The organism is Pseudonocardia lacus (assembly GCF_018531445.1).
Classification (GTDB): domain Bacteria; phylum Actinomycetota; class Actinomycetes; order Mycobacteriales; family Pseudonocardiaceae; genus Pseudonocardia; species Pseudonocardia lacus.
In genome coordinates, this window is the sequence record NZ_JAHDTH010000017.1 from 22,193 (window position 1) to 43,625 (window position 21,433).

The 21,433-nt window shown below is 72.3% G+C and carries 25 protein-coding genes and 1 tRNA gene; 11 read left to right on the forward strand and 15 right to left on the reverse strand.

The features are described from left to right. Both KIK08_RS06185 and KIK08_RS06190 read left to right on the forward strand, forming a co-directional pair. Complete coding sequence (locus KIK08_RS06185; protein WP_214402027.1) at window positions 1-1,371, forward strand: DJ-1/PfpI family protein; 1,371 nt, start codon at window positions 1-3, stop codon at window positions 1,369-1,371. Next, complete coding sequence (locus KIK08_RS06190) at window positions 1,358-1,660, forward strand: nucleoside triphosphate pyrophosphohydrolase family protein (protein WP_214402028.1); 303 nt, start codon at window positions 1,358-1,360, stop codon at window positions 1,658-1,660. Before KIK08_RS06185 ends, KIK08_RS06190 begins: the two co-directional genes overlap by 14 nt. Here the strand turns inward: KIK08_RS06190 and KIK08_RS06195 are convergent. From KIK08_RS06195 to KIK08_RS06210, 4 genes are all read right to left on the reverse strand, one after another. Next, entirely contained in the window at window positions 1,647-2,219 is a 573-nt protein-coding gene (locus KIK08_RS06195) for a GNAT family N-acetyltransferase (RefSeq protein WP_214402029.1), read from the reverse strand. The genes KIK08_RS06190 and KIK08_RS06195 overlap by 14 nt on opposite strands. Before the next feature lie 152 nt (window positions 2,220-2,371). Then, entirely contained in the window at window positions 2,372-2,812 is a 441-nt protein-coding gene (locus tag KIK08_RS06200; protein ID WP_214402030.1) for a pyridoxamine 5'-phosphate oxidase family protein, read from the reverse strand. 16 nt (window positions 2,813-2,828) lie between these two features. Next, the gene (locus KIK08_RS06205; RefSeq protein ID WP_214402031.1) at window positions 2,829-3,023 is read right to left on the reverse strand and encodes a DUF4926 domain-containing protein; all 195 of its coding nucleotides are present in this window, start codon (window positions 3,021-3,023) and stop codon (window positions 2,829-2,831) included. A 271-nt stretch (window positions 3,024-3,294) separates the two neighbouring features. After that, the gene (locus KIK08_RS06210) at window positions 3,295-3,453 is read right to left on the reverse strand and encodes a hypothetical protein (protein ID WP_214402032.1); all 159 of its coding nucleotides are present in this window, start codon (window positions 3,451-3,453) and stop codon (window positions 3,295-3,297) included. 126 nt (window positions 3,454-3,579) lie between these two features. Between KIK08_RS06210 and KIK08_RS06215 the strand changes: the two genes are divergently transcribed. Continuing rightward, on the forward strand, window positions 3,580-3,768 hold the full coding sequence (locus KIK08_RS06215) for a MerR family transcriptional regulator (RefSeq protein WP_250556413.1): 189 nt from the start codon (window positions 3,580-3,582) through the stop codon (window positions 3,766-3,768). 259 nt (window positions 3,769-4,027) lie between these two features. Continuing rightward, window positions 4,028-4,327, forward strand: coding sequence for a hypothetical protein (locus KIK08_RS06220; protein ID WP_214402033.1), 300 nt, complete (start codon window positions 4,028-4,030; stop codon window positions 4,325-4,327). Between the two features lie 121 nt (window positions 4,328-4,448). On the opposite strand, the gene KIK08_RS06225 is transcribed toward KIK08_RS06220, so the two are convergent. Both KIK08_RS06225 and KIK08_RS06230 read right to left on the reverse strand, forming a co-directional pair. Further along, window positions 4,449-4,533 (reverse strand) — tRNA-Ser (locus KIK08_RS06225). A 72-nt stretch (window positions 4,534-4,605) separates the two neighbouring features. After that, a complete protein-coding gene (locus tag KIK08_RS06230; protein WP_214402034.1) occupies window positions 4,606-5,022 on the reverse strand; it encodes a hypothetical protein in 417 nt (138 codons plus the stop codon). Window positions 5,023-5,231: 209 nt separating this feature from the next. On the opposite strand from KIK08_RS06230, the gene ypfJ reads away from it, so the two are divergent. After that, window positions 5,232-6,170 carry a KPN_02809 family neutral zinc metallopeptidase gene (gene ypfJ / locus KIK08_RS06235; protein WP_214402035.1) on the forward strand — a complete coding sequence of 313 codons (939 nt, stop codon included), beginning with the start codon at window positions 5,232-5,234 and terminating at the stop codon, window positions 6,168-6,170. 7 nt (window positions 6,171-6,177) lie between these two features. Here the strand turns inward: ypfJ and KIK08_RS06240 are convergent, their stop codons facing one another. From KIK08_RS06240 to KIK08_RS06250, 3 genes are all read right to left on the reverse strand, one after another. Further along, complete coding sequence (locus KIK08_RS06240) at window positions 6,178-6,822, reverse strand: GNAT family N-acetyltransferase (RefSeq protein ID WP_214402036.1); 645 nt, start codon at window positions 6,820-6,822, stop codon at window positions 6,178-6,180. A 107-nt stretch (window positions 6,823-6,929) separates the two neighbouring features. Continuing rightward, a complete protein-coding gene (locus tag KIK08_RS06245; RefSeq protein ID WP_214402037.1) occupies window positions 6,930-8,396 on the reverse strand; it encodes a flotillin family protein in 1,467 nt (488 codons plus the stop codon). Between the two features lie 42 nt (window positions 8,397-8,438). After that, window positions 8,439-8,987, reverse strand: a complete 549-nt coding sequence (locus KIK08_RS06250) for an NfeD C-terminal domain-containing protein (RefSeq protein WP_214402038.1) — start codon at window positions 8,985-8,987, stop codon at window positions 8,439-8,441. 139 nt (window positions 8,988-9,126) lie between these two features. Here KIK08_RS06250 and KIK08_RS06255 point away from each other — a divergent pair, with 139 nt between their 5' ends. Then, complete coding sequence (locus KIK08_RS06255; protein ID WP_214402039.1) at window positions 9,127-10,110, forward strand: NAD(P)H-quinone oxidoreductase; 984 nt, start codon at window positions 9,127-9,129, stop codon at window positions 10,108-10,110. 112 nt (window positions 10,111-10,222) lie between these two features. Next, entirely contained in the window at window positions 10,223-10,789 is a 567-nt protein-coding gene (locus KIK08_RS06260; protein ID WP_305849568.1) for a bacterial proteasome activator family protein, read from the forward strand. 100 nt (window positions 10,790-10,889) lie between these two features. On the opposite strand, the gene KIK08_RS06265 is transcribed toward KIK08_RS06260, so the two are convergent. Next, window positions 10,890-12,644, reverse strand: coding sequence for a bifunctional metallophosphatase/5'-nucleotidase (locus KIK08_RS06265; RefSeq protein WP_214402040.1), 1,755 nt, complete (start codon window positions 12,642-12,644; stop codon window positions 10,890-10,892). 210 nt (window positions 12,645-12,854) lie between these two features. Here KIK08_RS06265 and wzm point away from each other — a divergent pair, with 210 nt between their 5' ends. From wzm to glfT1, 3 genes are read left to right on the forward strand one after another with little or no spacing between them, the layout of a single operon-like run. Further along, the gene (wzm, locus tag KIK08_RS06270) at window positions 12,855-13,718 is read left to right on the forward strand and encodes a galactan export ABC transporter permease subunit Wzm/RfbD (RefSeq protein WP_214402066.1); all 864 of its coding nucleotides are present in this window, start codon (window positions 12,855-12,857) and stop codon (window positions 13,716-13,718) included. An 18-nt stretch (window positions 13,719-13,736) separates the two neighbouring features. Continuing rightward, window positions 13,737-14,501: a galactan export ABC transporter ATP-binding subunit Wzt/RfbE gene (wzt, locus tag KIK08_RS06275; RefSeq protein WP_214402041.1), complete on the forward strand. Its 765-nt coding sequence runs from the start codon at window positions 13,737-13,739 to the stop codon at window positions 14,499-14,501. Further along, a complete protein-coding gene (gene glfT1 / locus KIK08_RS06280; RefSeq protein WP_308257442.1) occupies window positions 14,498-15,430 on the forward strand; it encodes a galactofuranosyltransferase GlfT1 in 933 nt (310 codons plus the stop codon). The genes wzt and glfT1 overlap by 4 nt, the downstream gene beginning before the upstream one ends. A 75-nt stretch (window positions 15,431-15,505) precedes the next feature. Here glfT1 and KIK08_RS06285 read toward each other — a convergent pair whose 3' ends face one another. The 5 genes from KIK08_RS06285 to KIK08_RS06305 form a co-directional block, all read right to left on the reverse strand. After that, entirely contained in the window at window positions 15,506-16,501 is a 996-nt protein-coding gene (locus tag KIK08_RS06285) for a glycine betaine ABC transporter substrate-binding protein (RefSeq protein WP_214402042.1), read from the reverse strand. A gap of 20 nt (window positions 16,502-16,521) precedes the next feature. Next, a complete protein-coding gene (locus tag KIK08_RS06290; RefSeq protein WP_214402043.1) occupies window positions 16,522-17,286 on the reverse strand; it encodes an ABC transporter permease in 765 nt (254 codons plus the stop codon). Next, on the reverse strand, window positions 17,283-18,470 hold the full coding sequence (locus tag KIK08_RS06295) for an ABC transporter ATP-binding protein (protein ID WP_214402044.1): 1,188 nt from the start codon (window positions 18,468-18,470) through the stop codon (window positions 17,283-17,285). Before KIK08_RS06295 ends, KIK08_RS06290 begins: the two co-directional genes overlap by 4 nt. Further along, the gene (locus KIK08_RS06300; RefSeq protein WP_214402045.1) at window positions 18,467-19,111 is read right to left on the reverse strand and encodes an ABC transporter permease; all 645 of its coding nucleotides are present in this window, start codon (window positions 19,109-19,111) and stop codon (window positions 18,467-18,469) included. The genes KIK08_RS06295 and KIK08_RS06300 overlap by 4 nt, the downstream gene beginning before the upstream one ends. 150 nt (window positions 19,112-19,261) lie before the next feature. Further along, window positions 19,262-19,645 (reverse strand): GtrA family protein, encoded by a 384-nt coding sequence (locus tag KIK08_RS06305; protein ID WP_214402068.1) that lies wholly within the window; start codon window positions 19,643-19,645, stop codon window positions 19,262-19,264. Window positions 19,646-19,739: 94 nt separating this feature from the next. Between KIK08_RS06305 and KIK08_RS06310 the strand changes: the two genes are divergently transcribed. Beyond that, a complete protein-coding gene (locus tag KIK08_RS06310; protein WP_214402046.1) occupies window positions 19,740-21,416 on the forward strand; it encodes a DUF885 domain-containing protein in 1,677 nt (558 codons plus the stop codon). Window positions 21,417-21,433: the final 17 nt, after the last annotated feature.

A 21,433-nucleotide genomic window follows, 5' to 3' on the forward strand; every position in this document is an offset into this window, starting at 1 on the left:
GTGCGGACCACCCTGCGCCGCACCGCCCGCGTCCTGGCCGTGGTGCTCGCCGCCCTGCTGCTCCCCGCCCTGGGGGCGGCGGTGGCGGTGCCCGCGGCGTTCGCCGCCCCGTACGAGCCGGGGCCCGACCGCCCCGTCCCGGCCGCCGCGCCCATCGCCCACGACCCCGCCAAGCCGACCGCCGTCGTCGTCGTGGGCGAGCGCGGGGCGATCGTCTCCGACGTGCTGGCCCCCTACGAGGTCCTCGCCTCGACCGGCCGCTTCAACGTCTACACGGTCGCCCCGCGGCGGGCGCCGGTGCCGCTGACCGGCGGCCTCGACCTCGTCCCCGACCTCACCTTCGACGAGCTGGCCGCGCGCCTCGGCGGGGCGGCCGACCTGGTGGTCGTGCCCGCCCTGCCCGACGTCGGCGAGCCGAGCACGGCGCCGGTCACCGACTGGCTGCGCACCCAGGACGCCGACGGCGCGATGCTGCTGGGCGTCTGCAACGGCTCCGGCGTGCTCGCCTCGGCCGGCCTGCTCGACGGCCGCCCGGCCACCGCGCACTGGCTGCGCTTCCCCCGCTACGAGTCCGCCTACCCGGACGTCGACTGGGTGCGCGGGCAGCGGTTCGTCGACGACGGCGACGTCGTCACCACGGCCGGCATCCTCGCCAGCATCGACGGCACCCTGCACGTGGTCGAGCGGCTGCTCGGCCCCGCCGCCGCGGACGACGCGGCGACCGCCGTCGGGTGGCGCCACTTCCGGGCGGACCCGCCGGTGACCACCCAGGTCGCCTTCCCCGACCCGGCGGCGATCGTCAACGCCGGGTGGCGCTGGCTCCCGCCGACGATCGGCGTCGCGCTGGTCGAGGGCACCGGCGAGATCGAGCTGGCCGCGGCGTTCGACCCCTACGGCGGCCAGTCGCTGGCCACCCGCACGCTCGCGGTCAGCGCCGACGGCGCCCCGGTGCGTTCCCGCCACGGCCTGCTGTTCCTGCCCCGCGACGACGTGGCCGGCGCCGCCGCCGACCTGGACCGACTGATCGTCCCCGGAGCCGCCGCGGCCGCGGCCCGGCCGATCGCGCCGACCGCCGGCGCCCCGGAGCCGGAGTACCCGCACTCGGCGCCGGGCTTCCCGTTCGACGCCGCGATCATCGACCTCGCCCGCACCACCGACGTCGCCACGGCGCGGTGGACGGCGAAGGTCCTCGAACTCCCGACCGGCGGGCTGGAGCTGGAGGGGCCCGCGTGGCCGTGGGGGGTGACCGCCGTGCCCCTCCTGCTCGCCCTGGTCGGGGTGGGCGGCGCCGTCGGGGTGATGAGCATCCTCCGGCGGCGCCGCGCCGCGGCCGAGCACGGGGTGCGACCCTCCCCCGGTGGACCTCCATGAGCTCACGGCGCGCGTGGAGGCGGTCTCCGCCCGCTACGCCGAGCGCTTCGGGATCGACCGCAGCGGCGACTGGCACCTGCTCAAGCTGCACGAGGAGGTCGGGGAGCTCACCCAGGCGCACCTCATGCGGGAGGGGCAGGCGCGGACGAAGGGCCTGACCGGCGCCGAGCTCGACGCCCGGTTCGCCGCCGAGGTCGCCGACGTCCTGTGCCACGCGCTGCTCATCGCCCACCACCACGGCATCGACGTCCAGCGCGCAGTGCGGGAGAAGTGGCTCAACCGGGGGTGACCGCGCCCGCCCACTCCTCGGCGAGCACCGCGAAGACGAGCTGGTCCACCCACTCGCCCTTCGCCCACACGCTGCGCACGAAGTGCGCCTCCCGCCGCATCCCCAGGCGCGCGGCCAGCCGGGCCGATGCCTCGTTGCGGCTGTCGAGGCGGGCGAACACCCGGTGCAGCCCGAGCTGGTGGAACGCCAGGTCCAGCAGCGCCGAGCACGCCTCGCGCGCGTAGCCCCGCCCGCCGACGTCGGGGTGGAAGACGTAGCCGATCTCCCCGGTGGCGTCCTCGCGGCTGCGGAAGAACAGCACGACGTCGCCGACGAGCCGACCCGAGTCGCGCACCCGCACGCCCAGGGTCAACGACTGGCCTTCGTCCGTGATCCACGGACGACCGAGGTCGGCGTCGATGCGAGCCCGCAGCACGTCGCGGGTCATCGGCTCGAAGGGCAGGAAGCGGCACACGTCCGCGCGACCGCGGTAGGTCAGCAGCTCGTCGATGTCGGTGTGCGCGAGCGGGCGCAGCTCGAGGCGCGCGGTCTCGACCGGGTAGGTGGGTTTCAGGTGCACGGCCCCACCCTGCCCCGTGTCTTCGCAGGGGCGGTGTGGTCGGCGCAGAGTGCACAGCACCTGCGAGGACTACAGGGACCCTGCGAAGACGGCGTCGACCCCGCCGCGCCGGGCCGGCGAGCGACGACCGGTGAACGGTCGTGGCCACCGCACTACGTCCCGGCCTTCGTGTAATCGCGGGTGAGCCAGTGCTCGGGACGGATGCGGATCGCGCACATGCGATCGGTGGCGTCCCGGGTGGCCGCGATGTAGCCCTCGGCGCCCTCGTCGCCCAGGTAGCGGCGAGCGAGCTCGCGGCGCTGCTCGACGGAGACGGCGTCCTCGACCGCGGTGACCGGACCCTCGACGGAGGCGTACCGGTAAGGCATCCCCTGCGTCTGCACGCAGACGGTGACCCGGCCCGCCTCGCGGACCAACCGCACCTTGCGGCTGTCGCGGTCGGTCACCAGCACGATCTCGCCGCCGGGCCGGTAGTCGTACCAGAGCGGGACGGCCAGGGGACCCCGACCGCCGTCGTCGGCCACGGTCACGACCGCGACGTGCACTTCGGCGAGGAAGGCCTCGCGCTCGGCGGGCGTCATCGCCAGGGACATGGCCGCAGGCTAGCGCCTACTGGGGTGCCGGCTCGACCTCGTCGGGCTGCGCGGCGAACAGCGCCGGCGCGACGCCGTCGTCGTCCGAGAACTCGATTTCGAAGGCCCCGTCGTCGTAGATCTCGACCACGCAGCCGATGTCGCCGCGCCGGGCGCCGTCGGTGGCATAACGGTCGGTCGTGAGCCGCACCGTGTCGAGCAGGCGAATCATCGGATGACCCCCGAGATCGGTGTGGAGGCTTACAGCGCCGAGTCGTCTCTACCTTCGACCACCACAGCCCCTGACGGGATCTCCCGCTGCAACACGAACGCGTCCAGGGCCAGGCTGCGGACCCGACACGGCCACGGCACACGCTCGTCAGCCGTGCAGGACTCGCAGTACAGGCCGCCGGCCTCCCGAACCGGGATGTGGGTCTCCAGCATCCGCCGAGGCAGGTCCCCACACTCGGACAGCACGATCACCGCGTCCGCCCACCTGACCGTCACTGCTCCGCCTTCGGCCTGGCCGTCACCGACGCCGCGAGGAACGGGTTGCACTTCGGGTCGTTCGTCTCGGCGTGCAGCCACTCCCCCTTGCCCGCGTGCCACCAGATCCGCTTGGTGCATCGGCACGTCCTGACTGTGCGGTGCTGGACCTCCACGCTGCCCTCCCAAATCGGACATCTACGCAGACTCCGCAGACAACGAGAGACTAGCAGTTCACGCGGTTAGGTACGTAGGGCGCGAACAACACCCCTGAGCGCAGGACCAGCACTTACGTTGATCAGATGGAGCGCTACCTGACCACGGGCGAGCTGTCCCGTCGGCTGGGTGTGGCGCCTCGGACCATCCAGGACTGGCGTCGGCGGAAGTGGGTCACGCCTGCGTTCGTCACCGCTGGCGGTCAGGCCCGCTGGATCGAAGAGGACGTCCGGGAGCAGCTCCGGAAGCGGGAAGAGGACCGGCAGGGCGACTAGCTATCGGTAATCGGCCTTGCCTACATAGCTTGACCTGGGGTTTTCGCCCACGAAACGGCTCTGCTTACATCTGGACTGCGCCGGGTGACACCCCATCCCACTGGCCGATTGACTCGGCCGCAGCCATTCGCCAGGTTGTTGTCAGGAAAGTTGTCCCGCAAACGCTGCGTCCGTCCCGACAGCCCCGGTAGGTGCCCGCATGGTGGCATTGCTGAGCGTCGGAGAGTCGAGTGTCCTCGCCGAAGCCGCGGCAGGGGACGTGGCTCCCGGCCTGAAACCACTGGCCCTCGCGCTGGGCGTGATCGGCGCCCTGGTCCTCGTCCTGGCCGTCATCGTCGGTGACCAGTCCGCGGACAAAGATCGATCCTCGTGGTGGTGGGCGGCTCTCGGGTTGCTCATCATCGTGCTGGGGTTCGCGCTCGGTGGAGGCTTCACCGGGCTGACGATCGGCAACGTGCTCTACCTGGCGGGCTACCTCGGAGGTTTTGCCCTGCTGATGGCCATCATGGCGGTGGTCGGGGCCGCCGGGCCTCCGCCGCCCCGCAGGCGCCGCCGTTGACCGGTGCCCACGCGCACCCTGCCACTGGATCGTCGGCCCACTGAGACCCGAACCGAGACCCGGCCGGCAACCCCGATGTGCCGACTACCAGCCGATCGCTGGATAACTGCTGGTCAGCGAGCGGAAGCGGAGGGATTCGAACCCCCGGACCCTTTCGGGACTCTCGCTTTCAAGGCGAGTGCATTCGGCCGCTCTGCCACGCTTCCGCCGTGCACCGTACCTCTCCGCCTCCCGGTGGGGTACGGACCATCCGGCGGGCGGCGCCTACTCGCCGTGGGTCAGGAGGCGTCGTCCGGCTGCTCGGGCAGTCGCTCCAGGACCTGCCCGACGAGCTGGGTCAACGAGCGCATCTGGCTGTCGAGCGAATCGAACCGCGCCGTGTGCTCGGAGTGCTTGGCGGAGTGTTCGGCCAGGATGGCGGAGTGTTCGGCCAAGACCGCGGAGTGTTCGCCCAGGACCGCGGAGTGTTCGGCCAAGACCGCGGTGTGTCCGGCCAGGACCGCTGAGTGTTCGCCCAGGATGGCCGTGTGTCCGCCCAGGATGGCCGTGTGTTCGGCCTGGGTGGCCTTGATGTCGCGGATGTCCGTGCGGATCCCCTTGACGTCGTCGTCCAGCCGCAGCGCCAGCCAGCGCGTCTCGGCATGGTCGACGGCGAGCTTGCGCAGCCTGCTGTTGACCTCGTCCTCGTCGGGCACGCACCCATGCTCCCAGTCGGCACCGACACGTGGGGCTCGTTCGGGGAACTCGCCGCGGCATCCGCCGATCCGCCCACGTTAGGTGGCGGTACGGCGTCGGCGCGGCATGGAAACCACCCCGGCAGGGAAAGGTGAACTCGTCGTGACCGTGGCGGAGCGGGCCGACCGGGGTCCGGTGTGGTGGGATCTCGCCGAGCGAGGGAGGCAGCATGCGGTTCGACGAGGGCGCTGACCTGAACACGTCGAGCATCGACGACCTGCGGGGCAGCGGGGGCGGGGGCGTCGGTGGTCGGGTCGCGCTCGGCGGCGGTGGCCTCGGCATCGTCGGGCTGATCATCTACTTCGTGATCGCGCAGCTCGGCGGAGGCGGCGGCGGGTTCAGCGTGCCCGGCGGCATCCCCGGGCTGGGCGGGCTCGAACAGGGCCAGCAGGCCGACACCTCCGCGGTGGCCTCGGCGTGCCGCACCGGCGAGCAGGCCAACACCCAGCTCGACTGCGAGGTCGTGGCCGTGGTCAACTCGCTGGACGGCTACTGGACCGACGCGTTCGCCGCCTCGGGCCAGACCTACACCCCGCCGCGCACCAACTTCTTCAGCGGCAGCGTCAACACCGGCGGCTGCGGCGGCGCCACCTCCGACGTCGGGCCGTTCTACTGCCCCGCCGACGCCGAGGTCTACATCGACCTCACCTTCTTCCAGGAGCTGGAGACCCGCTTCGGCGCCCAGGGCGGCCCGTTCGCGCGGGCGTACGTGATCGCCCACGAGTACGGCCACCACATCCAGAACCTGCTCGGCACCTCCTCCCGCGTGCAGGGCGGCGAGAGCGGCCCGACCTCCGGCTCGGTGCGCCTGGAGCTGCAGGCCGACTGCTACGCCGGCGTCTGGGCCAACCACGCCACGTCGGTGCCCACGCGAACGGGCCGGCCGCTGATCACCGACGTCACCCAGGAGGACGTCGCCGCGGCCATCGACACCGCGGAGCGCATCGGCGACGACTACATCCAGAGCAACCTCGGCGGCGGCCGGGTCGACGAGAGCCAGTTCACCCACGGCAGCTCCGCGCAGCGGGAGAAGTGGTACTCCACCGGCTACGAGACCGGCGACCCGGCGCGGTGCGACACCTTCGCCCGCGGGGTCGACCTGGGCTGAGCGGGCCTCAGCCTGCGCCGAGCAGGCCGCGGCAGGCCTCGAGGCCCTCGACCCGCAGCGTCCAGTCGGGCCGGACGAACCCGTCGGGCTCCAGCCGCAGCAGGACCTCGGTCGCCGCCGCGTCGCGGCGCACGTGCCGCTTCACGCCGTCGCGCCGGTAGCCCAGCTTCTCCGAGACCCTCAGCGACGCGGTGTTGTCGGTGAACGCGCCGGACGTCGCCTCGGTGGCCCCGAGGTGGTCGAAGGCGAACTGGAGCACCGCGGCGCGCATCTCGGTGCCGATGCCGTCGCGCTGGTGGGCGCGGCCGATCCAGGAGCCGGTGTCGACGGTGCGCAGGACGGCGAAGTCGCGCCCGGTGAGGCCCTGCACACCGATCACCCGGCCCTTGTGCCGGACCAGGAAGTTCAGCGTCCATGCCGCCGGGTCGAGCCGCGCCCGCTCGCCCCAGAAGTGCTGCAGCATGCCGCGGCCCAGGTAGCGCCGGTCGGCGTCGGTCCAGGCGACCAGGAACGGCATGGTCGCCGGGTCGTGCACCCCCGCGTACGCGACCCCGACGAGCTCGCGCAGGCCCTCGTCGTCGTCGGGGCGCAGCTCCAGCCGCGGGGTGCGCAGCACCAGGTCGCGCAGGGGCCATGGTTCCGGGTGGTCCATGCCCCGGCAGCCTGCCGCAACCCCGACCGCCACGGCCACCGGGATTGCGCCCGGATCCGGGGTTCGGGGGAGCCACGATGCCGGCTCTCCCGAACCCCGGGCCGGGGTCAGTCGACGGTGCTCTCCACGGGGCCGCCGTTGGACACCGACCTGGCCGGCTTCGCGTCGACCGGGGCGGCCGCGGTCGCCCCGAGCTTGCCGAGCAGCCCGGCGAGGTCGACGCCGGTCAGGTCGCTGCCCAACTGGAGGCCCTGGGCGACGTTGCTGGCCACGGACCTGGTGAGCGAGCTGGCGCCGTCGGTGGAGATGACGGTCATCTTGTCGATCTCGCTGAGCGGCCGGCTGGCCGCCTCGACCACCTTCGGCAGCACCTGCACCAGCAGGTCCAGCACGGCGGCCTCGCCGTAGCGGGCGAACGCCTCGGCCTTGAGCCTGCGGGCCTCGGCGTCGGCCTGGCCGCGGGCCAGCATCGCGGCGGCCTCGGCCACGCCCTCGCGCTCGACGGCGTCGGCGATGCTGGTGCGGCGCCGCTGCTCGCCCTCGCCCAGCAGCCGGTCCTGCTCCGACTTCGCCTGCGCGGCGGCGATGGTGGCCTGGCGCTGGGCGTCGGCGGCGAAGACGGCGGCGTTGCGGGCCGCCTCGGCCTCCTGCTCGACCTTGTACCGGGCGGCGTCGGCCGGCTTGCGGACCTCGGTGGTGAGCTGGCGCTCCTTCAGCTCGGCGTTGCGCTCGGCCACCTTCTGCTGCTCGGAGAGGATGGCCTGGTCGCGCTCGGCCTGGGCGAGCGGGCCGGCCGCGGCCGAGCGGGCCTTGGCCGCGTCGATCTCGGCCTGGATGGAGGCCTGCTTGAGCGAGAGGTTCCGGTTGGCCTCGGCGATGGCCTCCTCGGCGAGCAGCCGCTCCTTCTCACCGGCCTGGCGGGCCTTCGCCTCGGCGATCATGGCGTCCTTGACCACCCGGGCGGCCTCGGCCCGGCCCAGGTCGTGCAGGTAGCTGCCGTCGGCACTGATGTCCTGGAGCTGGAACGTGTCCAGCACCAGGCCCTGGTTGGTCATCGAGTGCTCGGCCTCCTCGGCGACGGCCGAGGCGAACGCGGCGCGGTCGCGGATGATCTCCTCGACGGTGAGCCGACCGACGATCGAGCGCAGCGCCCCGGCGAGCACCTCGCGGGTGAAGCCCTCGATCTCCTTCTGCTGGTGCAGGAAGCGCTGCGCGGCGGCGCGGATGGCCTCGGCCGTCCCGCCGATCTTGACGATCGCCACGCCGTGCAGGTTGGTGCGGATGCCCTGCTTGCTGACCGCGCCCTGGATCTCGACGTGGATGCGCCGGCTGGACAGGTCGAGCACCTGCAGCTTCTGCACCACCGGCAACACGAACACCGAGGCGCCCATGACGACCTTCTGACCGGACAGGTCCGTCGACGTCGTGCCGTCGGCACCCTTCGTGGAGCGGCCCTTGCGACCGGTGACGATGAAGGCCTCGTTCGAACGGGCCACCTTGATCCGCGACAGCACGAACATCACCAGCAGGAAGACCAGCAGCACTGCGCCACCGACCGGGACGAACAGTTCCATGTCGTTTCCCCCTTCGACGTGGACGGATTCGGGCTCAGCCGGTCACGGGTGCGATCCGGTGACCGGGAAATGCGCGCCCGGCGCGTCGATGACGACGACGCTGGTGTCGCTCGGCGCCTCGATGACGAGGACCGGCGTGCCGATGGCCATCGGCGCGTCCGCGCGGGCGTTGAGCTTGAGGCGGTGGCCGCCGAGGTGCACCCGCACCTCGCCGTACCCGCCGGCCGGGATCGGGCTGATCACGACGCCGTTGGTGCCGATCAGGTCGGAGCGCTGCGGGGTGTCGTCGGTGGCCATGTCGCGGGCGGCGCGGGCCAACCGGGCGATCAGGAACGTCGCCGGGAGCGCGGCCACCAGCCCGACACCGCCCGACACCGCCAGCGCGCCCGGGCTGTCCGCTCCGATCAGGACGCTGGTGACCGCGGCGCCGAACCCGAACACGCCGATGAAACCGGCGACCGCTTCCGTGGAGACGGTGGCGTCGAACTCGGCGCTGACGATTCCGCCGAGCTGGCCGCCGAGCAGACCGAGGGCGAGAATGACGACGCCGATCGCACCGATGACGAGGAAGACGACCGTCCCCGTCATCATGACGGACCACCCCCCTGGAGATCCTGGCACCGACCCTATCAGTAGCGCCCTCCGCTTCAGCCCGCCTTTAGCGCGTTTCAGCATTTCACCGCCCGCGGCGATCGCGGCGGGCGGACCCGGCGGCGACTAGCGTCGGGGCATGCATGCGATCACTGCGCGGGAACCGGGCGGACCCGAGGTCCTGGAGTGGACGGAGGTGCCCGACCCGGAGCCCGGGCCGGGCGAGGTGCTCGTCGACGTGGCGGCCAGCGCGGTCAACCGCGCCGACCTGCTGCAGCGCCAGGGCAACTACCCGCCGCCGCCCGGGACGTCGTCGACGATCGGCCTGGAGTGCTCCGGGCGGATCGAGGCGCTCGGCGAGGGCGTCACCGGCTGGACCGTCGGCCAGGAGGTGTGCGCGCTGCTCGCCGGCGGCGGCTACGCGGAGAAGGCCGTGGTGCCGGCCGGGCAGCTGCTGCCCGTCCCCGACGGGGTCGACGTCGTCACCGCCGGGAGCCTGCCCGAGGTGGCGTGCACGGTCTGGTCGAACGTGGTGCGCCAGGCCCGCCTCGCCGCGGGCGAGACGTTCCTCGTACACGGCGGCACCAGCGGCATCGGCACGCACGCCATCCAGGTCGCGAAGGCCCTCGGGGCCAGGGTCGCCGCGACGGCCGGCAACCCCGAGCGGATGCAGCGCTGCCGCGACCTGGGCGCCGACATCGTCATCGACTACCACGACGACGTCACCGCCCGGCTGAAGGAGGAGACCGACGGCCGGGGCGCCGACGTCATCCTCGACAACATGGGCGCCAAGGCCCTGGCCGCCAACGTCGACGCGCTGGCCCCGGACGGCCGGCTGATGGTCATCGGGATGCAGGGCGGCGCGAAGGCCGAGCTGAACCTGGGGGCCCTGCTGGCCAAGCGGGCCAGCGTCACCGCGATGGGCCTGCGCGGGCGTCCCCTGGACGGGCCGAACGGCAAGGCCGCGGTCGTCGCCGGCACCCGCGAGCAGGTCTGGCCGCTGATCGCCGACGGGCTCGTGCGACCGGTGGTGCACGCCAGCGTGCCGCTTGCCGAGGCCGGCAAGGCCCACGCCATGCTCGACGCCGGCGGCGTCGTGGGCAAACTTCTGCTGGTCAGGTAACCGCGACCCGGTCCGGCCGATCCCGCTACGGTGGACGGCCAGACGCGGGTCGAGTCCGAGATCGCGACGGAGCACCGCTGTACGGGCGGGCCGATCGGGGAACGTGGAGAGCATGGGACCGGAACAGAGCACCGCAGGTGGCCCGGCCGACAACGGCGAGCAGCAGCACCAGGTGCTGGTGGTCGGGCCGGACGGGCGGCCGGTGGGCATGGCCCAGGTGCCGCAGTCGGGCGAGGACAACGACGGCGAGGAGGGCGTCGGGACGATGGTCGAGCAACCCGCCAAGGTCATGCGGATCGGCACGATGATCAAGCAGCTGCTGGAGGAGGTCCGGGCGGCCCCGCTCGACGAGGCCTCCCGCGCGCGACTCAAGGAGATCCACGAGAACTCCATCAAGGAGCTCGAGGACGGCCTGGCCCCCGAGCTGCGCGAGGAGCTGGAGCGGCTCAGCCTGCCGTTCACCAACGACACCATCCCCTCCGACGCCGAGCTGCGGATCGCCCAGGCCCAACTGGTCGGCTGGCTGGAGGGCCTGTTCCACGGCATCCAGACCGCGCTGTTCGCCCAGCAGATGGCGGCGCGGGCGCAGCTGGAGCAGATGCGGCGCGGGCTGCCGCCGGGGGCGACGCCGCAGCCGGGCCCGGAGATCCCCGGCCGCGGCACCGGCCAGTACCTCTAGCCGCCGCCGGCCCGACTCGCGCGGTCACCCGAGTTCAGGAAAGCCACGATGCTGCCCGCAGAGGGCAGCATCGTGGCTTTCCTGAACTCCGGGCGCGGGGTCAGCCGGCGGCGGTGATGCGGCCGGAGCCGGCTTCCGGGTAGGCGGCGGCGGTGATGGCGCCGGCGAGGTCGTCGGCGATGTAGGCGGCCAGTGCCTGCTGGTAGCTCACCCCGACCGAGGTGAAGGGCAGGCCGCGGAACGGGTAGACGTCGCCGCCGCGGGCGGAGAAGTCGTTGGTGGCGACGGAGACGCCCGGGCCCTCGACGACCGCGCCCGCGGTGACGATCGGGGTGCCGTCGTCCAGGACGACCTCGGTCACCCGGGTGCCGGGGGTGGTCACCGTGCCGTCCTCGGCGGTCACCTGGGCGGCGCCGGCCGGGTCGTAGGTGAACCGGAACCCGGCGACCTGGGCGAACCGGCCGTCGGCCACCGGGATCTGCGAGACGGCGTTCTCCAGCAGCTCCTTGAACTGCGCGCGCGGCACGTCCGGCACCACGGCCACGAAGTTGGCGAACGGCGCGACGGAGAAGGTGTCGAGCTCGGTGACCGGGCCCGCCGGGATCAGCGAGTTGTTCCGGATTCCGCCGCCGTTCTGCAGCGCCACCTGGGGCGGGGTGACGCCGAACTCCTCGGCGCCGTCCTGGCCTGCGTCGAGGAGCGCGTCGGCGAGGAGGTTGCCGAGGTTGGTCTCCTGGGTGCGCACGCCCGGCTCGCGGCGGCCCTCCAGTGCGACCTCGCTCTGCGCGAGGACGGTGGCGGCCAGGTCGGCGTTGAACGCGGTGACGGGGTCGACGACGTCGGCCTGCACGGCCGGGTCGGGGGCGACGGCGTCGGCCTCGACGCCGGAGACGCGCACCGGGCCGGAGCCCGGGTCGACGGCGGTCACGGCGCCGTCGCCGTCGAAGGTGACGGTGAGCCGGCCGATGTACTTGTAGTCGCCCGCGGTGGTCACCACCGGGACGGTGCGCCCGGTCGAATCGGCCACCTGGATCGGGTAGCCGAACGGCTGGCCGGTGGTCGGGTCGACCGACACGGCGTCGCCGGGGACCAGCGGGTTGCCCGGGTTGGCCAGCAGCTCGTCGCCGCCGCCGGCGATGGCCACGTCGACGTCGCGCAGCTGCGCGATGAGCTGGCGGTCCTCGCCGACGCTCTGCAGGTGCGAGATCAGCACGACCTTGTCGACGCCGTCGGCGGTGAGCTCGTCGACGGCCTTCTGCACGGAGCCGAGCACGTCCTGCCCGACGACGACGTCACGCGGGCTGGAGATCGAGGCGAGCGCCGGGGTGGTGGCCCCGACGATGCCGATGCGCTGCCCGGCCTCCTCGACGACGGTGCTGGGCGCGATGCGGCCCTCCTCGGCCAGCTCCGCGAGCCGCGGCTCGGCCGACACGTCGAGGTTGCTGGACAGGAACGGCACGCCGGAGTCGAAGCCGGAGATGAAGTCGGCCAGGGTGTCGGGGCCGAAGTCGAACTCGTGGTTGCCGATGGCCAGCGCGTCGTAGCCGACGGCGTCCAGGCCGATCGAGTCGTAGAAGGGCACGCCCTTGGCCTGGCTGGCCGCGAACTGGGGGCCGGCCAGGTAGTTGTCGCCGGAGGACAGGGTGACCACACCGCTGTTCGGGGCGGCGGTGGCGGCGGCCTGCAGCGACCTGGCCAGCGCGACGAACCGGGCGATGCCGCCGAAGTTCGGGTCGGCCGGCGCGCCGAGCAGCTGCGACTCGCCGTCGTTGTTGTGCAGGATCGTCAGGGTGAAGGGCTCGTCCGGGACGGCTGCCGCCGCCGGTGAGGCCGCCAGCACCGCTGTCACACTCATGGTGACCGCGGTCACGGCACCCAGCGCACCGCGGCGCACGGAGGGATGAGGCACGTCGATGGTCTCCTCACGAAGCGTGTCGGGGTCAGCAGTATCCCGAGACCGGCGCGCATCGGCCCGACGCAGCGTCGAACCGCCGCCGAACGGTCACCCAACACCGCCCACGGGGGCGTCGGATCGCGCAGGTACCCTCGCCGGGTGGCGCAGACGATGACCGCCGGTGACGACCGGGCGCAGGACTCGACGTCCGAGCGCACGGCCCTCGTCGAGGCGGCCGGTCCGCGCAGCTGGCGGCGTGCCTTCAACGACCTCGGGCAGGGTTGGAAGCAGCGCCCGCTGTGGGGCTACCTCGGTTGGCAGGACATCAAGCAGCGCTACCGGCGCTCGGTGCTGGGCCCGCTGTGGATCAGCATCAGCATGGGCGTCATCGCCACCGCGATGGGCATCCTCTACGGCGCCCTGTTCGGCGAGGACATCGCGACCTTCCTGCCCTACGTGGCCACCGGCCTGCTGATCTGGAACTTCGTCAACGGCTGCATCCTCGAGGGCAGCGAGGTCTTCATCGCCAACGAGGGACTCATCCGGTTCCTGCCGGCGCCGCTGAGCCTGCACGTCTACCGGCTGGTCTGGCGGCAGACGCTGTTCTTCCTGCACAACCTGGTCGTCTGGGCGATCCTGATGATCGTCTTCCCGCAGTCGCTGAGCTGGACGGTGCTGCTGGCGATCCCGGCGTTCGCGGTGCTGGTGCTCAACGGCGCCTGGATCGCGGTGCTGGCCGGGATCATCGCCACCCGGTTCCGCGACATCCCGCCGATCATCGCCAGCATCACCCAGCTGCTGTTCTTCATGACCCCGATCGTCTGGTCCTACGAGCGGTTCCGGTCGAACCCGCTCGCGGCCTACATCGAGCTCAACCCGGTGCTGCACTACGTGGAGATCATCCGCCAGCCGCTGCTCGGGCTGCCGATCGCCTGGCACCACTGGTACGTCGTCGGTGCCATCACCGTCGTGGGCTGCGCGACAGCCCTGGTCTGCATGCGCAACTACCGCTCCCGCGTCGCGTACTGGGTCTGAGGACGGCTGAGGACGACCATGGTCAGCATCGACATCGAAGGCGCCGACGTCGACTTCCCCGTCTTCGACGCCAAGACCCGCTCCCTGAAGAAGGCCGTGCTCGGCCGGGCCGGCGGGGCGATCGGCACCGACTCGAAGGTCCCGGTCATCGAGGCCCTGCGCGACATCACCATCTCGCTGCGCAAGGGCGAGCGGGTGGCGCTGGTCGGCCACAACGGCGCCGGCAAGTCCACGCTGCTGCGGCTGATGTCGGGCATCTACGAGCCCATCCGCGGCCGGGCCCGGGTCGTCGGCAAGGTCGCCCCCGTGTTCGACCTGGCCGTCGGCATGGACCCGGAGATCTCCGGGCTGGAGAACATCCTCATCCGCGGGCTGTTCCTGGGCATGACCCGCAAGCAGATGGAAGCCAAGGTCGACGACATCGCCGCGTTCACCGAGCTGGGCGACTACCTGTCGATGCCGCTGCGCACCTACTCGACGGGCATGCGCGTCCGGCTCGCCCTCGGCGTGGTGACCAGCATCGACCCGGAGATCCTGCTGCTCGACGAGGGAATCGGAGCCGTCGACGCGGAGTTCCTGGCCAAGGCCCGCAACCGGCTGCACGAACTGGTCGAGCGCTCCGGCATCCTGGTCTTCGCCTCGCACTCCGACGAGTTCCTGGCCGACCTGTGCGACACCGCGATCTGGATGGACCGCGGCACCATCCGCGAGCACGGGCCGCTTCGCGACGTGCTGGCCCACTACAAGGGGAGAGACGTGCTGGCCGAGATCGACGCCCGGTGAACGAGTCGAGGGCACCGTTGCCCCCCGGTTCGGTCGTGGCCGTCGTCGTCACCCGGTACCGCTCCGACGTCCTGGTCGACTCGCTGGCCGCGCTGGCCAAGCAGACCCACCCCATCGCGCACCTGATCGTCGTGGACAACGGTCCCGACCAGCCCGCGCGCGAGGTCGTCGACTCCTGCGGGCTGCCGACCACCTGGATCCCGTCGTGGAACAACCTCGGCGGCGCCGGCGGGTTCGCACTGGGCATCCTGCACGCGCTGGCGATGGGCGCCGACTGGATCTGGCTCGGCGACGACGACGGCCACGCCGCCGACGACAGCGTCCTGGCCACGCTGGTCGACGTCGCCGAGCGGCGCGAGCTGGCCGCCGTGTCGCCCATCGTGGCCGACAAGGACGAGCCCGACCGGCTCGCCTTCCCGGTGCGCCGCGGGCTCACCTGGCACCGCTCCCGGGCGGCGCTGCGCGCCGACACCGAGCACGGCGCCGACGACGTCCTGCTACCCCAGATCGCCGCGCTGTTCAACGGGGCGCTGTTCCGGGCCAGCACCTTCGACGTCGTCGGCGTGCCCGACCTGCGGCTGTTCGTCCGTGGCGACGAGGTGGAGATGCACCGGCGGCTGGTGCGCTCGGGGCTGGCGTTCGGCACCGCGCTGCAGGCCGCCTACCTGCACCCGACGGGCAACGAGGACGACAAGCCGATGCTGCGCGGGCGGCTGCACGCCCGCGACCCCGACGACCCGGTCAAGCGGTACTACACCTACCGCAACCGCGGCTACCTGATCTCGCAGGCGGGGATGCGCAAGGTGGGACTGCTGGAGTACCCGCGGTTCGCCTGGTACTTCCTGATCACCAAGCGCAGCCCGCGGCAGTTCGCGCAGTGGCTGCGGCTGCTGCGCCAGGGCAAGGCCGAGCGCTTCCACCGCGCCTGACCCCGTCGAGAACGAAGTTGTGGTGATCGACAAGCCCTGTTGATCACGACAACTTCGTTCTCGACGGAACGCGGGTCAGCCGGTGAAGCCGTTCTCGGAGAGCCACTGCTCGGCGACCTCGTCGGGCAGCTCGCCCTCGACGTCGACGCGCTCGTTGAGCCCGCGCATCACCTCGGAGGTCAGCTTGGCCGCGATCGGGTTGAACACCTCGGCCAGCTTCGGGTTCGCGTCGAGCACCTCCTGGCGCACGGTCATCGCCAGGTTGTAGTCGACGAAGGTGCTCTTGTCGTCCTCCAGCACCACCAGGTCGTTCGCCGAGACCGCGCCGTCGGTCACGGTGACCTCGCCGAACGTGCACGCCTCGGCCTTCGCGGTCTCCGGCGGGATCAGCGAGAGCTCCAGCTCGGCGACGCCGTCGGGCGCGACCGTGAAGCCGTAGGTCCGCGCGACGCCGGGCAGGCCGTCGTCGCGGGTGATGAACTCCGCGGCCGCGCAGATCTTGCCCTGCGCCGGGTTGGAGTTGATCAGCTCGGCCATCTGGGACATCGTGGTGATGCCCAGCTCGTCGCTCTTGGCCTTGCTGATCGCCAGCGCGTAGGCGTTGTTCAGCGGGGCCGCGTCGAGCCAGGCGATGCCGTTGGCCGCGTCGGCCTGCTTGACCGCGTCGTAGAGCTCCTTCTCGTCGCGCGGGGCGTCGGCCACCTCCTTCTGCTGGTGGGTCGACCAGCCGGTGCCCGTGTACTCCCAGTACATGTCGAGCTGGCCCGACGTCAGCGCGGTGCGCACGTTGGTGGAGCCGGTGATGGTGGCCAGCGCCGCCGGGTCGGCGCCCGCCGCCTCCAGCGCCTGGACGGCGATCTCGCCCAGGATGATCTGCTCGGTGAACTCCTTGGAGCCGACGGTGAAGCTCGCGCCGTCCAGGCCCACCGCGGCCAGCGAGCCCTCGCCCCCGCCGCCGACCTGACCACCGCTGCCGCCGCCACCGCACGCGGTGACGACCAGCGCCGCCGCGGCCAGGACGGCAGCGGCCCGGCCCGTTCTCGTTCTGCTGGGCCTCGTTCTCGGATGCATCGCAACTCCCCTCGTCGGTGCTACAGCCCCTTCGGCCGGAGCACCTCCTCGGCGACGCGGCCGAGGTAGTCGATGAGCAGCGCCAGCACGGCGGTGAGCACGCTGCCGACGATCGTCACGAGCTGCCGGTTCTGCACCAGGCCGGTGATGATGATCCCGCCGAAGCCGCCCGCGTCGACGAGCGCGGCGAGCGTCGCGGTGCCGACGTTGACCACCAGCGCGGTGCGCAGCCCGGTGAGGATCACCGGAACGGCCAGCGGCAGCTCGATGCGGCGCAGCACCTGGGCCTTGCTCATGCCCATGCCGCGACCGGCCTCGATGACGGCCTCGTCGACCTGCTGCAGCCCGATCATGGTGTTGCGCAGCACCGGAAGCGCCGAGTACGCGACCAGCGCCACCACCGCGGGCCAGAAGCCGATCCCCCAGCCGATCGCCAGCAGGACCAGCACCCCGATCGAGGGCACGGCCTGCCCGATGTTGAACACCGCGACCGCGGCCGGGGTGATCCGGCGCAGCGCCGGGCGGGTCAGCGCTATGCCCACCGGGACCGCGATGACCAGCACGAACAGCGTCGAGACGAGCGTGAGCCCGATGTGCTCGCCGGCCGCCTGCACGATGAACGGCAGGTTGACCCTGCGCTCCTCGATGCTGTCGAGCTCGGTGGAGGCGACGTAGGCCCACAGCCCGAGCAGCACCGCGGCCAGCACGGCCGGGGTGACGAGCCAACCGCGCAGCGAACGGCGCGTCGGCAGGCCGACGTCGAGCTGCTCGATCGCGATCGTCATCGCGTCGGCTCCACCGGGTCCGCCTCCGCGAGGGCCTGCCCGCGCAGCCGCTGCCGCTCGGCGGTCTGCATCCCGCGGATGGCCTCGTTGATCGTGTCGATCTCCACGACGCCGGCGTAGCGGTTGTCGTCGTCGACCACGACGGCGGTGCTGTACCGGGCCGTGAGCATCTCGTTCAGGGTGTCGCTGAGCGTGGCGCCCGGGCGGACGGTGGCCAGCGGGAGGCCGTCGCCCGCCGTGACCGGTCCGGTGGCGGCGCGCAGGTGGTCGCCGGTGAGCCAGCCCCGCGGCACGCCCTGCCGGTCGAGCAGCAGCAGCGACCCCTTGTCCGACTCGGCCAGCAGGCGGCGGGCATCGGCGAGCTCGGTGCCGTCGGCGACGGTGGGCCAGTCGCCCAGCTCGATGTCGCGCACGCGGCTCAGGCTCAGCCGCTTGAGCGAGGCGCCGCGGCCGATGAAGTCGGCGACGAACTCGTCGGCCGGGTCGACCAGGATCCGCTCCGGCGTGTCGAACTGGGCGATCCGCGAGCCCTCCCGCAGGATCGCGATCCGGTCGCCCATCTTGATCGCCTCGTCGATGTCGTGGGTGACGAACACGATGGTCTTCTTGATCTCGGCCTGCAGCCGGAGGAACTCGTTCTGCAGGCGGTCGCGGGTGATCGGGTCGATGGCGCCGAACGGCTCGTCCATCAGCATCACGTCGGGGTCGGCGCTCATCGCCCTGGCCACGCCGATCCGCTGTCGCTGCCCGCCGGAGAGCTGCTTGGGGTAGCGGTCGCGGTAGTCGGCGGGGTCCATGCCGACCAGGCCGATGAGCTCGTCGACCCGGGCGTCGACGCGCTTGCGGTCCCAGCCGAGCAGCTTGGGCACGGTGGCGATGTTCTGCGCGATCGTCTGGTGCGGGAACAGCCCGATCTGCTGGATGACGTAGCCCATGCGCCTGCGCAGCTTGTCGGGGTCGACGCGGGTGACGTCCTCGTCGTCGAGGAAGATCCGCCCGGAGGTCGGCTCGATCAGCCGGTTGATCATCTTCATGGTGGTCGTCTTGCCGCAGCCCGACGGCCCCACGAAGATCACGATCTCGCCCTCCGGGATCTGCATGGAGAGCTCCTCGACGGCGGGCCTGCTCTGCCCGGGGAACCGCTTCGTGAGCGCGTCGAGCCGGATCTTGGTCGGACCTGTCATCGGATGCCCTTCGCCGTGGTCAGCCGGTTGAGCAGGACGAACAGCAGGTCGAACAGGATCGCCAGGACGATCACCCCGAGCGTGCCGCCGAGCACCAGGTTCAGCGCGTTCGGGCTGCTGATCCGCGACAGCCCGGCGAAGATGTCGTTGCCCAGCCCGGGGCCCAGGATGTAGGCGCCGATCGCCACGATGCCCAGCGCGAGCAGGGTGGAGACGCGCATCCCGGTGAGGATCACCGGCCAGGCCAGCGGGAGCTCGATGCGGAACAGCCGCTGCAGCCGGCTCATCCCCATGCCCTGGGCCGACTCGACGACCGCCGGGTCGACGCCGCGCAGGCCGACGATCGTGTTGGCCACGATGGGCAGCAGCGAGTACATGACCAGCGCGGTGACCACCGGTGTGGTGCCCAGCCCGAGCCAGCTGATGAACAGCCCGAACAGCGCCAGCGACGGGATGGTCAGGAAGACCGAGCAGGTGGCGATGACCAATTGGCGCAGCCGCGGGCGGTCGTAGGTGAGCAGCCCCAGCCCGACCCCGATGACGGTGGCGATGACCACCGCGAGCGCCGTGACCAGCGCGTGCTCCACGCCCAGTTCGAGCAGGTTGTCCCAACGGCTACCCAGGTAGTCGACGAAGTCCACGCGCCCCCGACACCCCCTGATCGACTGCGATTGGGCAGGAGGGTGGCACGCTGCGCGACGTCCAGCAAGAACTGGCGAGCCACGATCGGGGGTACCGGGGCGGCCGAGCAGCCGCCGTCGCGCCGCCGGTGAGCGCGCTGACCTGGCCGGTCAGTCGCGGAAGACCACCGTGCGCAGCATCACGAAGTTGATCGCGGTGGCGGTGCCCTGGGCGATCACCCAGGCGAGGCTGATCTTGAGGTCGACCTCCGGCAGCACGGCGAGCATGACGGCGTTCACCCCGATGTTGATCGCGAAGGTGGTGCCGTAGAGCAGCAGGAAGCCGGCGAACCGGGCCCGGCCGCCGCCGCTCGCCGAGAACGTGAACCGGCGGTTGAGCAGGTAGGCCGTTGTGGTGCCGAGGATGAAGCTGATCGCCTTGGCGGCGTGCACCCAGGTTCCCAGCGACAGCAGCAGGTGGTAGGCGCCGAAGTCGACCAGCGCCGAGAACGCGCCGATCGCGACGAAACGGCTCAGCTGCGCCACCAGGCCCATCCGGGCGGGCGCCTCCGGCTCGGTCGCGGTCACGCGCACGAGGGTATCGGCGGGAGGGCGACGGGAGCGGCCGGGGTGGGGCACGATCGGGCCGGTGACCACCCCCACCGATCAACCCGGCGTGCGCACCCTCGCCGACGAGTACGTCAGCCGCCTCGCCGATCTGGACACCTCCGTCGCGACCGCGCTGGGCACCCATCCCGGCGACGACCGCGTCCCCGACCTCTCCCCGGCCGGCCACGAGGCGTTCGCCGCGCTCGCCCGCGACATCCTCGACCGGCTGCCGTCCGCGACCGTCGCCGACGACGACGACCGCCGCTGCGCCCGGCTCCTGCGCGAGCGGCTGGAGGCGGAGCTGGCGCTCGACGGGGCCGGGGAGCCCCTGCGCTCGGTGCGCAACATCGGCGGCCCGCACCAGCAGGTCCGGCAGCTGTTCGTGCTGATGCCGAAGACCACCGTCGAGGACTGGGCTGCGGTGGCCCGCCGGCTGGCCCGGGTGCCGCAGGCGTTCGCCGGCTACGCGCAGTCGCTTGCCGAGGGGTCGCGGCGCGGGCTGCACGCCGCGCCGCGCCAGGTGCGGACCGCGGTCGAGCAGCTGGACGAGTGGGCGGCGAGCGCCTGGTTCCCGACCTTCGCCGCCGAGGCGCCCACCGACGTCCCGGACTCGCTCCGCTCGGAGCTGGCCGACGCCGCGGCCACCGCCCAGGCGTCGGTGGCGGAGCTGCGGGAGTACCTGGCCACGACGTACCTCCCGGCCGCCGAGGGCACGCCGGACGCCGTCGGCGCCGAGCGCTACCGGTTGGGCGCCCGCTACAGCACCGGCGCGGACCTCGACCTCGACGAGGCCTACGCCTGGGCGTGGGACGAGCACCGGCGCATCGACGCCGAGATGCGCCGCGAGGTCGACGCCGTGCTGCCCGGGGCCGACCCCGCCGCGGCGATGCGCCACCTCGACGAGAACGGTCCGGCGATCGAGGGCGTCGCGGAGGTGCGGGCCTGGCTGCAGGAGATGATGGACACCGCCATCGCCGACCTGGACGGCACCCACTTCGACATCCCGGAGCCGGTGCGCGTGGTCGAGGCGATGATCGCGCCGACGGGCAGCGCCGCCGCCCCGTACTACACGCGCCCGGCGCTGGGCTTCACCCGCCCGGGCCGGACCTGGCTGCCCACCCTCGGCGAGACCCGGTTCCCGCTCTGGATGCTCGTCAGCACCTGGTACCACGAGGGCGTCCCGGGCCACCACCTGCAGCTGGCCCAGTGGACCCACCTCGCCGACCAGCTCTCGACGTTCCAGACGTCGATCGGGTCCACCTCGGGCAACGTCGAGGGCTGGGCGCTCTACGCCGAGCGGCTGATGGACGAGCTGGGCTACCTGACGGTGCCCGGCGCCCGGATCGGCTACCTCGACGCCCAGCAGATGCGCGCGGTGCGCGTCGTCATCGACATCGGCATGCACCTGGGGCTGAAGGTGCCGGCCGACTCGCCGCTGCACGCCGGCGAGACCTGGACCCCGCAGATCGCCCGCGAGTTCTTCGGCGCGTACAGCGGCCGGCCCCCGGCGTTCCTGGACAGCGAGATCGTGCGCTACCTGGGCTGGCCGGGGCAGGCGATCAGCTACAAGCTCGGGGAGCGGGCCTGGCTGGCCGGGCGCGACGCGGCGCGCGCCGCCCGCGGCGCCGACTTCGACCTCAAGGCCTGGCACGCGGCCGCGCTGTCGCTGGGCAGCCTCGGCCTCGACGACCTCACCGACGAGCTGGCGAAGCTCTGAGCGAGCGCCCCGGTGGG